Origin of the sequence: Streptomyces sp. NPDC001890, from assembly GCF_042891445.1 — a bacterium.
Classification (GTDB): Bacteria; Actinomycetota; Actinomycetes; order Streptomycetales; family Streptomycetaceae; genus Streptomyces.
Genome location: NZ_JBIATE010000001.1, coordinates 182136 through 196549, shown reverse-complemented (window position 1 = coordinate 196549; position 14414 = coordinate 182136). Strand labels below are relative to the sequence as shown.

At 71.6% G+C, this 14414-nt stretch carries 11 protein-coding genes and 2 tRNA genes; 3 read left to right on the top strand and 10 right to left on the bottom strand.

Annotated elements, in window-relative coordinates; translation table 11 throughout:
* The first annotated feature begins 27 nt into the window (after positions 1-27).
* Positions 28-101 (top strand) — tRNA-Lys (locus ACFYY1_RS00870).
* 131 nt (positions 102-232) lie between these two features.
* A complete protein-coding gene (locus ACFYY1_RS00865) occupies positions 233-1756 on the top strand; it encodes an MFS transporter (RefSeq protein ID WP_388579047.1) in 1524 nt (507 codons plus the stop codon).
* On the opposite strand, the gene ACFYY1_RS00860 is transcribed toward ACFYY1_RS00865, so the two are convergent.
* The 4 genes from ACFYY1_RS00860 to ACFYY1_RS00845 all read right to left on the bottom strand — a co-directional run bounded on the left by ACFYY1_RS00860 (position 1753) and on the right by ACFYY1_RS00845 (position 7219).
* Positions 1753-3483: an AMP-binding protein gene (locus tag ACFYY1_RS00860; protein ID WP_388579044.1), complete on the bottom strand. Its 1731-nt coding sequence runs from the start codon at positions 3481-3483 to the stop codon at positions 1753-1755. The two genes, ACFYY1_RS00865 and ACFYY1_RS00860, sit on opposite strands and share 4 nt — an antisense overlap.
* 26 nt (positions 3484-3509) lie before the next feature.
* Positions 3510-4100 carry a lytic polysaccharide monooxygenase gene (locus ACFYY1_RS00855; RefSeq protein WP_388579041.1) on the bottom strand — a complete coding sequence of 197 codons (591 nt, stop codon included), beginning with the start codon at positions 4098-4100 and terminating at the stop codon, positions 3510-3512.
* A gap of 157 nt (positions 4101-4257) precedes the next feature.
* Positions 4258-5838 carry an SPFH domain-containing protein gene (locus ACFYY1_RS00850; RefSeq protein WP_388579039.1) on the bottom strand — a complete coding sequence of 527 codons (1581 nt, stop codon included), beginning with the start codon at positions 5836-5838 and terminating at the stop codon, positions 4258-4260.
* A 25-nt stretch (positions 5839-5863) separates the two neighbouring features.
* Positions 5864-7219, bottom strand: coding sequence for a peptidoglycan-binding protein (locus tag ACFYY1_RS00845; RefSeq protein WP_388579037.1), 1356 nt, complete (start codon positions 7217-7219; stop codon positions 5864-5866).
* A gap of 184 nt (positions 7220-7403) precedes the next feature.
* Between ACFYY1_RS00845 and ACFYY1_RS00840 the strand changes: the two genes are divergently transcribed.
* Positions 7404-7477, top strand: a tRNA-Lys gene (locus ACFYY1_RS00840).
* Between the two features lie 729 nt (positions 7478-8206).
* Here the strand turns inward: ACFYY1_RS00840 and ACFYY1_RS00835 are convergent.
* The 6 genes from ACFYY1_RS00835 to ACFYY1_RS00810 form a co-directional block, all read right to left on the bottom strand.
* Entirely contained in the window at positions 8207-9259 is a 1053-nt protein-coding gene (locus tag ACFYY1_RS00835; protein ID WP_388581405.1) for a glycoside hydrolase family 6 protein, read from the bottom strand.
* 143 nt (positions 9260-9402) lie between these two features.
* On the bottom strand, positions 9403-10083 hold the full coding sequence (locus ACFYY1_RS00830; RefSeq protein ID WP_388579034.1) for a class F sortase: 681 nt from the start codon (positions 10081-10083) through the stop codon (positions 9403-9405).
* 1 nt (position 10084) lies between these two features.
* Positions 10085-10663 (bottom strand): hypothetical protein, encoded by a 579-nt coding sequence (locus ACFYY1_RS00825; protein ID WP_388579031.1) that lies wholly within the window; start codon positions 10661-10663, stop codon positions 10085-10087.
* 127 nt (positions 10664-10790) lie between these two features.
* Positions 10791-11579, bottom strand: coding sequence for an HAD-IIA family hydrolase (locus ACFYY1_RS00820; protein WP_124723355.1), 789 nt, complete (start codon positions 11577-11579; stop codon positions 10791-10793).
* A 110-nt stretch (positions 11580-11689) separates the two neighbouring features.
* Entirely contained in the window at positions 11690-13177 is a 1488-nt protein-coding gene (locus ACFYY1_RS00815) for an alkaline phosphatase family protein (protein WP_388581403.1), read from the bottom strand.
* A gap of 152 nt (positions 13178-13329) precedes the next feature.
* Positions 13330-14391 (bottom strand): 2-aminoethylphosphonate ABC transporter substrate-binding protein, encoded by a 1062-nt coding sequence (locus tag ACFYY1_RS00810; RefSeq protein WP_388579028.1) that lies wholly within the window; start codon positions 14389-14391, stop codon positions 13330-13332.
* Between the last annotated feature and the right edge of the window lie 23 nt (positions 14392-14414).

The following is a 14414-nucleotide window of genomic DNA, read 5'->3' as shown; positions in this document are numbered from 1 at the left end:
GAGCAGGTATTATTTTCGAGTCAGCAAGCGCCGCTAGCTCAGTTGGTTAGAGCAGCTGACTCTTAATCAGCGGGTCCGGGGTTCGAGTCCCTGGCGGCGCACAGACAACGCACTGGGCGGTTCACGTACACACGTGAACCGCCCAGTGCGTTTTTTGCTGCCCATCGAGATGTACGAACGTTTTACACGTTCGTACTAGACAACTGTTTTACACGCTCGTACATTTCCTGGCATGACGAACGCCACGCGCACCACCGCCGAGCGCGGCCACCTCGCCGGCCGCCGGGAATGGACCGCCTTCGTGGTCCTTCTGCTGCCCCTCCTCCTCGTCTCGATGGACATCTCCGTCCTCTTCTTCGCGATCCCGTCCATCGACCGGGACCTCGCCCCCAGCGCCACCCAGCAGCTCTGGATCTTCGACGTGTACGCCTTCGCCCTGGCCGGCCTGCTCATCACGATGGGCTCGCTCGGCGACCGGATCGGCCGTCGCAAGCTGCTGCTCCTGGGCGCGTTCGCGTTCAGTGCCGCGTCCGTCGCCGCCGCGTACGCCGACAGCCCCGAGATGCTGATCGCGGCCCGCGCCCTGCTCGGGGTCGGCGGGGCGACGCTGATGCCCTCGACCATGGGGCTCGTGCGGAACATGTTCCGCGACGAGCGGCAGCGCGGCCGGGCCGTGGGGATCTGGTCGGGCGCCATGGCGGGCGGCGTCGCGCTCGGCTCGGTGCTCAGCGGGGTCATGCTGGAGCACTTCTGGTGGGGCTCGGTCTTCCTGATCAATGTGCCGGCCATGGTGCTGCTGCTGGTTCTGGTGCCGGTGCTGGTCCCGGAGTTCAAGGACCCGGCCCCCGGACGGTTCGACTTCCTGAGCGTGCCGCTGTCGATGGGGTTCGTGCTGCCGGTCGTCTACGGCGTCAAGGAGAGCGCCGCCCATGGGCTCGATGTGCGAAACGCGCTGATCATCGGCGCGGGGCTGGTCGTCGGTCTGCTCTTCGTCCGCCGCCAGCGCGGCCGCTCCGACGCGATGATCAGCCGGGAACTGTTCCGCCACCGCGGCTTCGCCACCGGGATCGGGCTGAACGCGCTGGCCGCGTTCGCCATGATGGGCTCCTCGTTCTTCACCACGCAGTACCTCCAGTCGGTGCTCGGCATGAGCACGATGGAGGCCGCGCTGTGGTCCCTGGCACCGTCCCTGGCGGTGGGCGCCGCGGCCCCGACGGCCACGGCGATCGCCCAGCGGACCGACCGCGCCCGGGTGATCTGCGCGGGCTTCGTCATCGCCGCCGCAGGCTTCGCCCTTCTCGCCCTGACCGGTACGGACTCGCTGTGGCTGCTGCTCGGCGGCTGCGCCGTGATGAGCTGCGGCATCGTCACCGTGATGGCGCTCGTGTCGGACCTGGCGCTGTCCACGGCCCCGCCGGCGAAGGCCAGTTCGGCGGCCTCGCTGCTGGAGACCGGCCAGGAGTTCGGCGGTGCGATGGGAATGGCCCTGCTGGGCGCGGTGGCCACCGCGATCTACACCGCGGACATGCCGGACTCCGCCCCGGAGGCCGCCCGCAAGACCCTCGCGGGTGCGGTGGCCACGGGTGACGGTTCACTGATCCGGGTCGGGCGGGGGGCCTTCGTGCACAGCATGCAGTACGCCTCGGTCGCGGGAGCGGCGCTGTTGCTGGCGGGGGCGGTGCTGGCCGCGGTACTGCTGCGGCGGCGGAGGGACGCGGCCCCCGCGGCGCAGCAGGAACCGGCCTTGGCGAACTAAGGGCTGTCCCCCGTCGCCGGACGGGCCCGCACCCCGGGCCCGTCCGGCGCGTCCGGTCCCTCCGGCGGCCGAGGACAGAGCTCGGCGCGTCCGTGTGCCTCGTACTCACGCAGCACAGCGCTCAGCCGCCCGTCGCCGAACGGCTCGTACCCGGCGCCGGCCCCGTTCCACCACACGGGTCCCACGGACCAGAACCCCTCCCGGCGCAACCGCACGCGGTGCACCTTGTTCGTCGCCGTCACGGGCATCACCGGGACGATCCGTACGAAGCGGGGGGCCATCTTCGTGCCCAGGTCCGGCTGTGCGGCGAGGAACGCGGCGAAGGCGGACGGGTCGAAGGCGGCCCCCTCCCGCAGGGCGAGCGCCGCCATCACCTGGTCCCCGGCGACCGGGTCCGGCACCGCGTACACCGCCACGGCGGCCGCGTCCTCCCAGCGGGCCAGGATGTTCTCGATCATCGAGGCGGCCAGGTTCTCGCTGTCCACCCGCAGCCGGTCGTCGGTGCGGCCCGCGAAGTAGAGGAAGCCGTCGGCATCCCGGAAGAAGAGGTCCCCGGTCCAGTACCAGCCGCCGCGCACCCGCCGGGACTCCGCCTCCTCGTTGCGCCAGTAGCCCTCGAAGGGCGTGCGCCCCCGGTTGACCAGTTCACCGATCGCCTCGGCCCCGTTGGTCAGCCGGCCCGCCCCGTCGAAGACGGCGGCGGGCCGCTCCTGGCCGGTCTCCGGGTCCACGACCGCGAGATCGTCGCGGGCCGACGCCTTCCCGATCGCCCGCTCCGGGGTGTCCGGGGTCCGCTGGATCGCCGCGCCGCCCTCGGAGGAGCCGTAGCCCTCGACCAGCCGCACCCCGAACCGCTCCTGGAACCGGGCCGCGTCCACCGCGCCGGCCTCGGTGCCGAAGCCGAGCCGCAGCGCGTGCTCCCGGTCGTCCGGGCGCTCGGGGGTGGCCAGCAGGTACTGCACGGCACGGCCGACATAGGTGAAGTACGTCGCCCCGTGCGCCCGTACGTCGTCGAGGAATCCGGAGGCCGAGAAGCGGCGGCGCAGCGCGACGGCGGCCCCGGCGGACAGGGCGGGCGCCCAGTCGGCGATCACCGCATTGCCGTGGAACATCGGCATGCAGATGTAGTGGACGTCCTCGCGCCGGATGCCGAAGTGGTCGACGAGCGACTGCCCGGCCGCCGCCAGCCGACCCTGGGAGCAGATCGCCGCCTTGGGCGCGCCGGTCGAGCCGGAGGTGAAGTAGAGCAGCATCCGGGTCGCGGGCCCGATGCCGGTGCGGGCCGTGTCGGCCGGTTCGGCTCCGGCGTACGGGGCGAGGAGTCCGGCGTACGCGTCGGTGTCGGTCACCAGCATCCGGACGCCCGGAAGGTCGAGGCCGTCGAGCAGTGGCAGGTGGGCGCGTTCGGTGACCAGGACCTGGCAGTCGGTGTGCAGGATGTCGCGGGCCAGTTCGGCGCCGCGCCGGGTCGGGTTGATCCCGGCCACGGCGGCCCCGGCCAGGGCCGCCGCGCTCAACCAGAGTGGAAATTCAGGGGTGTTGTCCAGCAGCACCCCGATGTGCGGTTCGCCGCCCGCCGACAGCAGATCCGCCAGGAGCGCGGCCCGTGCGGCAGCGCCGGAGGCGACCTGGTGATGGCTGAGAACGGTGTCCCGGTGTCTCAGTCCGGGCCGGTGGTCGCCCCATTGGCGCTGTACGAGCTCCGCAACGGTGCCTGCGCTCCTCATGGCGCCGCACGATAACTGACTACATGTCAGAACTGAACATCGGAGCAGGCGTAGAAGGCGTTCGCCGTGTCAGCGATGTTCCAGACGCTCAGGATGATGTGCTTCCCGCTCTTCTGGGTGGGGATGGTGCCCTGCTGGGTCAGGGTCGCCGGGGGCTGCTTGCCGCCGTACGGCACCGTCATGAAGGGCTGCGATTCCAGGTCGGCCCTGGTGAGTGGCTTGGTGGGGTCCCAGCCGTCCTTGGTGATGTAGTAGCGGAAGTCCGTCGTGGCATGGCGCGCGGTGAACTGCCAGCGGAAGCTGAAGCCCTGGCCGGCGGCGACCTGGGTGGCGGGCCAGTTGCCGCCGCGCGGGTCGTCCAGCTGCGCGAACTCGCCATGGCCGCCGGAACAGATCTTGCCGTCGGCCGGACCCGCCGCCGGGAAGCCCTTCGGGCCCTCGACGCTCTGCGGCTCCCACTGGATGTTGCCGCAGCCCGTCACCGTGCCGTTGGCACAGAGCTTCTGGCGGCTGATGGGGTTGTCGGTGTAGCCGTGGCTGCCGGCACTGCTGGTCGCGAACATCGAGACGCCCGCGATGGCCAGGCCGACCACGGCCGCGCTTGCCCTTTTACGCATTGCTGTCGCTCCTCAAGAACGTGGGGGAGGTTCCATGAGCCGTGCTGCGCGCGTGTTCTGCGGTCTAGACCAAGACTTAGATTATTGACGGGATATGAACATGTCCAGACCAATGAGAGTTGGATTCCGCTTGGCCGCGCGGCCTCCCCCTGGGCCCTCAGGCGCCCTCCCCGCCGCTGCGTCCGGTGTAGAAGGCCACCGTCAAGTCCTTGACCAGGGACTTCCGTTCGTAGTCGTCCAGTTCCACGAGGCCCCGCGCGGTCAGCCGGTTGACCGTGTCGTCGACCGCGTCGACCACCGAAGTCAGGACGCTGTCCCGGTGCTTGGCGTCGATGGCCGCGATCCGGCGGCGCTGCATCGCCGCGGCGACCTCCGGCGCGTACTCGATCCCGGTCGGCTGGGCCGAGTACACCTCGATGCCGACCGGCTCGCAGTCCGCCTTCAGCATCCGGGTCAGCGCGTCGCCGACCGCCTCGGCGTTGCGCAGGGTGTGCGTGTCCTCGTGGAAGGCGTCGGCGGGCAGCTGCGAGAGGACCCGGGCCATCGCCGCCTCGACCTGCTCGCGCAGATACGCCTCGTGGTCGGCGACCCCGAGCGCCGCCCGCACGGTGTCCTTGATCCGCCACACCACGAGGACGACGACGCGCAGCGCCGTACCGTTGGCGTCCACGGCGGGGAGCGGTTCGCTGCGCCAGTGCCGCAGGCGTACGTCGACCCGGCGGCGCAGCAGCAGGGGGCTGATCCACATCAGCCCGGTCCGCCGCACGCTCCCCCGGTACTCGCCGAACAGCGTCAGCACCCAGGCGTGCCCCACCCGTCCGCGGCTCAGGCCGCCGAGCGCGAAGAGCACCACCGACGCCAGCGCGGCGAGCGCCGCCCAGGCGCCGAGGCCGATCCCGTCGTACGGGTGCGAGCCGATCCGGAACCGGGTGAGGACGGCGGCGGGCAGCGCGCCGATCCGCCAGAGCACGGCGCCGCCGCCGGCGGTCCCGGCCAGTGCGACGAGCAGCGCGATCCGGCCGGGGAGGGCGGGGCCCGGCCGCTCGGCGAGCCGTGGATCGGCCACCGGTGCCGGCCGGGTCGAGGGCCTCACCTGGGGCCCCCTGGGCACCGGCGGGCGCCGCACCCCCGGCTGCGGCCGGTCGCCACCGGCTTCCCGGCGCAGCACACCGACGGGGAGCGCGGTCGCATCGGCGCGGAACGCGGTCGCGTCGGCGCGGAACGCTGTCGTGTCGGCGCGCTCGGTGTCCTCGCGGAAGAGCAGATGCACCGGGACGGACGCGGTCCGCTCGTCGGCGATGACCGCGTGGTGCCGCCCGGCCCCCCACAGCGGGTCGCCGGACTGTTCGGCCCCGTCGCCCCCGGAGACGGGGAGCGAGTCGAAGACGGTGTCGGGGGCCGTGCGGCGCCGGGGAGGCGCGTCGACGCCCACCCCCGGCGCGGGTACGGATCCCACCGCCGGGAGCGACACCGACACCGAGGCCGATGTCGCACCGAGCCCCGGGTCCCGGTCCTCGCCCGGGACCAGGTCCAGCACGAGGTCGACCACGGAGTCCGGCCCGGGACGCGGCCCCGGATCCGGCCCCGTGTCCGGCCCCTCACCGGCCCCCGCGGCCGGCCCCGGAACGGTCGCCCCGGCGGGCTCGTCCGGGCCCATCGCCCTCACCGGCCCCCGCTCCTCCTCCCGCCGCCTGCCGTTCTCCGGCGTTCCGGAGCTGTCCGACACCGTGGATCGCATACCCGCCTCCGTCATGTCCGTCGTGTCACCCGAAGAGTCGCCGCCAGGTCTCCGGACCGGGGTAGCCGTCGGCCGCTCCGCCCCGCCAGCCCTGAGCCCGCTGGAAGGCCTCGACGTTCCGCCGGTCCGCCTCGGTCCACCGGGGCCCCGGCCCCGAGGTGTAGTGCTTGCCGAAGCCCTTCTTCACCAACTGCTTGCCGAGCCTGTCGACATGGCTGCTGGACCGACCGGGCCGGAAATAGCCCCGCCCGGGGAACTTCGAACCCGGTTTCGAGTAGCCGTGGCCGGCTCCCGTTCCGCTTCCGCCCCCGCCGCCGCTTCCGGTGCCGGGGATGTCGTGGCCGGTTCCGTTCGCCAGGAGCCGCCAGGTGGCGGGGCCGGGGATGCCGTCCGCCTCCTTGCCCTTCCAGCCCTGGGCCTTCTGGAACGCCCGGGTGGCCCGCCGGTCGGCATCGCCCCAGCCCGGACCGGGGCCGACCCGGTAGAAGCGCTTGCCGCCCCGCTCCACGAGCATCCTGCCGAGCTGGGTGACGTAGGTGTTGCTGGCGCCGGGGCCGAACCTCGCGGCGCCCGGGAACGCCTTCACCGTCGAACCGCTGCCGGCACTTCCGCTGATGAGGCCCTTGTAGCGGTAGGCGACGTAGTTGCCGGAGTTGGTCCAGTACGCCATGGGCGTCGTCTTCTTGCGGGTGTGCGGCTTCGTCTGCTCGTACGCCGTGTAATGGGTGTGCGTGTAGTCGGTCCAGCCGCCGAAGATCGTGACGTGGGAACCCTTCGAGGGGTCGGCCGGATTGTGGAAGAGCAGGATGTCGCCGGGCTGGAGCTCCTCCCACGCGATCTTCTTGCCGAACTCGGCGAGGCTGCCGGTCCACTCGTTGCCGGGCAGGTTCCAGGCCATCGAGACGAAGCCGGAGCAGTCCTGCCGGTAACCGTCCCCCCAGTACTTGGTCATGCTGTACGGAACCTGCGCGGACACCCACTTCTTCGCGCGGTTGATGATGTCGGCCCGGCTGCTCCTGCGCAGCTTGGGCGTGGTGGTCGTGGACGAGGGCGGGCCGGCGGCGCCGGCGCCCTGCAGCGGCCCGGGTCCGCCCTGCGGGCTGTCCCCGTCCACGTCGGCCGGGGCGGCTCCGGTCGCCTCCGCCGTCCGGTCGCCCGTCGCACCCGTCGTGCTCGCGGCGGTCGCCGTCTCGGTGACGCCGCTGCCCAGCACCACTCCGGCCGCGGTGGCCAGCACCAGGGCGCGGCGGGCGCCGTGTGCGGCCGGATGGCCTCCGTACCGCATGGGCAGGGCACTGGCGGCGGTCCGCCGCTGTGCGGCGCACCCCGCACAGGTGCAGTCGATGGCGGGCACGTACTCCTCGAAAGCCGGCACAGTCATGCGATTCCCCTCCGCACTCGTCAAGATCTTTGGGCGCGTCTGCACGGGCGCCAGTCTCTCAACTCTCCTGACATATCGCATTTTGACGGACAGAACGGAAAAAACGACCATCCGACAGGCCGCGATGGACGGTAAATGGTCAGGAGCACCCCCCGGCTTCGGGTAGAGTTCTCCAGGTCAGCAGGCGCCGCTAGCTCAGTTGGTTAGAGCAGCTGACTCTTAATCAGCGGGTCCGGGGTTCGAGTCCCTGGCGGCGCACGCAGGGTCAAAGCCCCCTCACCACGCGTGAGGGGGCTTTGCTCGTTCGCGAACCCCTCACGTCGAACCCCTCGCACCTAAGCCCTCACACCGAGGCCCCCGCGCCGAAGCCTCGCGCCGGACCTCCACTCCGCGACGCCGCCCACAGCGCCACCTTCAACCACTACCCGCACAGGCGCCGCACAGTCTTCGCGCAGCTGTCACAGCGTCACCATCCGGTCACTCAGCGGCGCGAAGCCCGCTCTCATACGCCCCCGCACGCCCCCGCCACAAGGGGGCCCCAAATCGCACATATGACTGGTAACCCACTCGTTTCACCCTTGCGGTCGAGGCCGGGGTCGGACAACCTGTCTAGGGGTCATCGGCCCCAACCAGGCCGATGAGCCGTGCAGTTGGGGACTGCAACGCGGGGTGGGGGCCCGCTCGGGGACTGGTGTCGAGGGGGGCAGCAGAGACAGGCCGGAAGGGCGGCGTTCCGTGTCCGAGCGGATGGCCGCCCGCCCATGATGTCGGCCGCGGCGACCGACGGGGAATCGCCGCGGCCGAGACCACCGACCATTCACGCACCGACCATGCGTGCAGGGGATGACCCATGACGTCGACGCCGACAGGCGCCCGGCAGAACAACGACCTGTCCCGGACCACCCTGCCCCGGATACCGGCACAGCCGATACCCGGGAAACGACGCCGGCCGCCGAAGGAGGCGCTGCCGCGTTACGACTACGAGCACTACAGCCGGCTCGCCGGGCCCAGCGCGTACTCGGGCCACCATGCGCCCGCCTTCGGGCCGCCCCTGCAGTCTCCGTCGGACTCGCCGGGCCGCTTGATCCAGAGGTAGGCGTCGACCAGTCCGTCGCCCGTGTCGGTGGTCGGCGCCTCGCCCAGCGCCCGGCCGGGCGGGTTGCACCAACTGTCCCCGGGGGCGCCGCCCCGGTAGGGGCCGTTGCCGTTGCGGCTGGTGTCGATGACGAACGGCTTGCCGCCGACCTTCGCCGAGAGCCGCTTGCCGAACTCCGTACTGGCCCGTGTGGTCTGGAAGTTGGAGACGTTGACGGCGAATCCGTCGGCCGCCCCGATGCCCGCGCGGCGCAGCGGCCGGAACAGCGCGTCGGGGGTGTGCCAGCCGGCGTTGCCCGCGTCCACGTAGACACGGACACCGGGCTGCCGCCCGAGCCGCTCCACCGCACCCTTCAGCAGGTCGTACCGCTCCTCGTGGAACTTCCGCGGTGTGCACCCGTCGACCATGTGCAGCAGCGCGTCGGGCTCCAGGACGACCGTGGCGCGCCGGTCGCCGATGCCCCGGGCGACACCCTCCAGCCAGGCCCGGTACGCGTTGCCGTCGGCGGCGCCGCCCCTGGAGAACTGTCCGCAGTCGCGGTGCGGGATGTTGTAGAGGACCAGCAGTGCCTCCCGGCCCGCCTTCCCGGCCGCCTCGGTGAGGCCCCGCGCCTCGGCCTCGGGGGTGTCCGGGCCGATCCACTCGCCGACCGGCCGCCGGGCGATCCGCTCGATCAGGGCGGCACCGCGCCGGTCGCCGTCCCGGGTGTACGCGGCGACCTGCCTGGCCGCGTTCCCGTCCGGGTCGACCCAGTACCGGTCACCGCCCCCGGGGCTCCGGCCGGTGGCGCCGCGAGCGGGAGACGGGCCGGGGTCGCGGCCGGGGTCGGGGTCGGAGAAGCAACCCGCGAGCAGTAGGACGGCCGCTGCCGCGGCCACCGCTCCCGCACCCGCCCGGACCGGGCCCGTCCGCGCTCCCCGTCGGCCGTCGTGACTGCCGTGCATCCGCTCCCCCTCGGTGCGGGCGTCGGTGCGCTGCCGCATCCGTTCCATCCTGACACGGGGCTTCTGTCCGTATCTCCCGAACGCCAGGAGTGAGCGATTGCTGACGCTCCGTCAGAATCTTTGCGAGCCAAGGGGGTTCGGCTTCATGAGCGGTCGCCCGTGGACTTCTCACCGGTCAGGTAGGCCGAGACGACGACATTCGCGTCGTACGACTGCGTCGCCCGGTCGAAGGTGCCGCCGCAGGTGATCAGGCGGAGCTCCGCCCGGCCCGCCTTGCGCGGGCCGTACGCCTTGTCGGCGTCGAAGCGCGCCCGGGTGAAGACCTGGACGTCGTCGACGGTGAACTCGGCAACGGTCCCGTCGGCGCGGGTGATCTCGACCTTGGCGCCGGGGCGGGCCGCGCTCAGCCCGTAGAAGACGGCCTGTCTGGTCTCGGTGTCGACATGTCCGACCATGAGGGCGGGGCCCTTCGCGCCGGGCTCGGCGCCGCCTTCGTACCAGGCGACGCTCTGGGCCGCTTCGAACGAGGGCGGCTCGACCGCCCCGTCCTTGTCCAGGCCACGGGCGATCACGGGTGCCTCGACGCCGATCGACGGGATCTCGATCCGCTCCGGCGCCGCACCCTCGATCGGTTCGTGCGGCGGGGGCATCGGTACGCCGAGGGGGCGCCCCACCGCGGCGATGTCCCCGGTGGTCGGGGCGGAGCCGGCGCCGGAGCCGTCGGTGATGCCGCGGCCCCAGAACCACAGGCCGAGCAGCAGGACGGCCCAGACCACTCCGGCGAGCAGCCTGCCGTGGCCCGCGGTGCTGTCCGGGGCGGACATGTCAGTCCGACGCCGGACGGCGGCGGCGCGCGCTGCGGAACGCGACGGCGACGGCCGCGACGGCGGCCAGGGCCAGCCCGATCACCGCGTGGACGGTGCCGGGGCCCTGCTGCTCGGCCTCCTGGTCGGCGAACAGGGCGGTGCCGCCGCCGCCCGCGGCGACCGGGGCGAGCGGGGTGGCCCGCCCCCGGTCGATGACGGTGACCGTGCCGGCGCCCTTGCCGTCCTTGCCGTCCTCGGCGCCTTTGCCGTCCTTGCAGGTGATCCGGATGCCGTACTCGCCCGGGGAGGCGTCCGAGCTGATCCGGGCCTCGGCGAAGAGGCCCCCGTCCGCGGCGGGCGAGAAGCGCGCCTCGGAGACGAAGACCTCGGACTCGCCCGTGGCCTCACGGCCCTCGCAGCCCTCCAGCCGCAGATCCATCTCACCGCCCGGCCCGACGGAGGCCGGGGTCACTGTCACGGAGGTGCGGCCTTTCTCCTGGGCGGACCCGGAGTCGGATTCGGCCAGTGCGGCGGAGGCCGGCACCAGGGTCGCCGCGACCACCGCGGCGGCACAGAACGTGAGGGTTGTGGAACGCATCGTGAACCTCCTCAGTGCAGGTTCACGCCTCCGGAGGGATTCCGCATCCGCAGGAACGCGGGGGGCGGGTCCGCGCGGACCGCCCGGAACCCTCCCCCGCCCCCTCGGGGCCCGTGCCCCGCCGGGCTCAGCCCGCGTCGACGAGATCGACCAGGTCGGCGATCGAGTCGACGACCGTGGACGGCCGGAAGGGGTACTTGTCGATGTCGGCGACCGTGGTGAGACCGGTGAGGACCAGGAAGGTCTGCATCCCCGCCTCCAGGCCGGCCAGCACATCGGTGTCCATCCGGTCGCCGATCATGGCGCTGGACTCGGAGTGGGCGCCGATCGCGTTGAGCCCGGTGCGCATCATCAGCGGGTTGGGCTTGCCCGCGAAGTACGGGGCCTTGCCGGTGGCCTTGGTGATGAGGGCGGCGACGGACCCGGTGGCGGGCAGCGGCCCCTCGGCGGACGGGCCGGTCTCGTCGGGGTTGGTGCAGATGAAGCGGGCGCCGCCGTTGATCAGCCGGATCGCCTTGGTGAGCGCCTCGAAGCTGTACGTGCGGGTCTCGCCGAGGACCACGTAGTCGGGTTCGTGGTCGGTGAGGACGTAACCGATGTCGTGCAGGGCGGTGGTGAGGCCGGCCTCGCCGATGACGTACGCCGTGCCGCCGGGCCGCTGGTCGTCCAGGAACTGGGCGGTGGCCAGGGCGGAGGTCCAGATGTTCTCCACCGGCACGTCCAGACCCATGCGGTTCAGCCGGGCGTGCAGGTCGCGGGCGGTGTAGATGGAGTTGTTGGTGAGCACCAGGAAGGGCAGTCCCGAGTCACGCAACCGCTTGATGAAGGCATCGGCCCCGGGGATCGGCGTCCCCTCGTGGATCAGGACTCCGTCCATGTCGGTGAGCCAGGATGAGATCGGCTTGCGCTCTGCCATGTGTGGGACTCCTGCCGTACGCCGTGTGCGGGGACGCCGGCGGCACCGCGTTGTGCAGCGCCGACGCCCCCGATTTTAGGCCGTTCGTTCGATGCGCCGGAACGGCCGGATCACGCGGGTGTGAGGGTCACTCCGTCGACCGCCCAGAACCAGTTGTTGCCGCCGGTGTACCGGAAGCGGACCCGTGCGGTGGTGGCTCCGGCCGGGACCTGGAGGGTGAGCGATTCGGCCTTCGCGACGGTGTCGGAGGTGTACGTCTTCACGACGGCCGGGGTGCCCCCGTCGTAGGAGACGAGGACCTCGCCCTTCTGCGGGGCTTCCTGACGGTAGTGGGTGGTGTAGGCGAGGGTGGCGGTGCGGCCTCCGGTGACCGGCCAGGCCGGGCTGACCAGGGTGGAGTCGAAGGTGCCCGTGCAGCTCTTGTCGACCCATTCGTCGCCGTCGGCGACCGCGAAGACGTTCCGGGCCCGGACGTTGCTCTCGCGCCACTGGTCGCGCTCGGCGGAGGTCCAGAACTCGTCGGTGGTGAAGGTCCAGCCGCGCCATTCGGTGACTCCGCCGGTGCCCATCGCGCTGTTGTCGATCGACCACCCGGCGGGCGGGGTGTGGGTGAAGCCGACGACGGCCCCGCCGATCCCCGTCTCGTCGACGCGGGTGCCCAGTTGCGGGCGCAGCGTGTCGAAGGCGTCGGGGACGGGCTGCTGGAGCGGGCGGCCGTCCAGGTCCCAGGCCGGGTCGACGGCTATGCCGAGGTGGGCGAGGGCGGAGGCGGCGATGTCCGGCATCCTGATGTCGTACCGGGTGGAGCCCGGGGTGACGGAGCCGCCGCTCGCGATGAGGAAGGTCTGCCGTTCGGCCGCGCTGGAGCCGCCGTGGCCACCCGCGTCGGTGTGCCCGTGGTCGGCGGTGATCATGATGAGCCAGTCCTCGGAGGTGTGGGTGGCCCGGCCGCGTACGGCGGCGACCAGCTGCCCGACCTGGGTGTCGACGCCGTGGATGGCGTCCAGGTACTGCTTGCTCGCGGCGCCGTGGCTGTGTCCGGCGTGGTCGACGTTGTCGAGGTGGACGAAGACCGCGTCCCGGTTGCCGCCGGCCAGTTCGGCGACGGCTCTGCTGGTGGTGCCGGTGTCGTACTCGGCTTCCGGGGTGGAGACCCGGGTGTCGACCTTCGCGGAGAAGATCGTGTCGGTGACGGGGTTCCAGGAGGCGACGGCGTACGTCGAAAGGCCCGGCTTCGCGGTCTCGATCCGGGTGAGGAAGTCGGGGTACTGCGCGAAGGCGTGGCCCGTGAAGGCGTTGTCCTTGACGCGGTGCTTGTCGGGCCAGACGCCGGTGATGATCGTGGACCAGCCGGGGCCGGAGAGGGTGGGCGCCATCGGGTTGGCGTAGAGCGGGCTGACCGAGGTGAGCCCGGAGGCCATCAGGGCGTCGAGATTCGGTGCGTCCGCGTCCTTGATCCGGTTCAGCAGGGCACCGTCCAGGCCGATGACCAGGACCTTGGGGGTACGGGCCGCGGCCCGTGCGGTGGTGGCCGCGGCGAGCGGTCCGGCGGCGGCGGCGAGGGCGGCCGCACCCATGAGGAGGGTGCGGCGGGACATGCCTGTGGTCACGGGGTCCTCCGTCGAGGCGTGGGGGCACACGTTCAACTCCCCGCCCTTGGACGGGGAGTTGAACGCGGGACTAGACCCGTTATCTTTTCGCGATGATCCGCCGGAGGTCCATACCCGTGCCGTGAATCCTCCGGCAACAGTCAGCTGCCGGTGGCCGACTTCCAGGCCTCGACGTAGCTGTCCAGGTTGGTGCCGATGTCCGACCAGTCGGGCTCGAAGACCTCCACCCCGTCCATCAGCTTCGCCAGCTCGATGGCGTTGGCGTCGGTGCCCTTGACGTCGTTGCGGGCGGAGAAGCCGCCGCCGACCGCGCTGACGTCCTTCTGGGCCTGCTCGGAGAGCATGAAGTCGAGCAGCTTCTTGCCGTTGGCGCTGTGCGGGGCCTTGTTCACCAGCCCGGCGGCGTACGGCAGGGCGAAGGTGGTGGACTTGCCGCCCTGCTTCGCGGGGAACCAGATGCCGAGGTTCGGCATGTCCTTGGACTGCGCGAAGTTCATCTGGACGTCGCCGTTGGCGGCGAGCAGCTCGCCCTTGTCGACCTTGGGGGCCAGCTTGCCGGTGGAGGCGGACGGGCCGACGTTGTTGGCCTGGAGCTTCTTCAGGTACGCCATCGCCGGCTCCTTGCCGCCGAAGTCGTGCATGGCCTTGATGAGTACGGCGGTGCCGTCGCCGGCGACCCCGGGGGTGGAGTACTGGATCTTGTTCTTGAACTTCCCGTCGAGCAGCTCCTCCCAGGTGGCGGGCGCCGACTTCAGTTCCTTCTTGTTGAAGATGAAGCCGAAGTAGTTGTTGACGACCGAGGTCCACTTGGAGTCGGACGCCTTGTCGGCGCCGTCGACCTGGTCGGAGCCGGCCGGGGCGTACGCGGCGAGCAGGCCCTTGCTGTCGGCCTGCTGGATGAACGGCGGCAGGGTGACCAGGACGTCCGCCTGGGTATTGGACTTCTCGCGGACGGCGCGCTGCACCATCTCGCCGGAGCCGCCCTCCACGTACTTGACCTTGATGCCGGTCTTCTTCTCGAAGTCCTTGAACACCTTGTCGTACCAGCCGTCGCCGTTCTCGCCCTTGAGGCCGTCGGCGCTGTAGACGGTGACGACCTTCTCGTCGGAGGCGGCCGAGGAGCCGCCGCAGGCGGAGAGGGTGGCGGCGAGGGCGAGGCAGCCGGTGACGGCGGCTACGGGCTTGAGGTGGTTCTTGCGCATGGCAGTCGTATCTCCTGGATGTC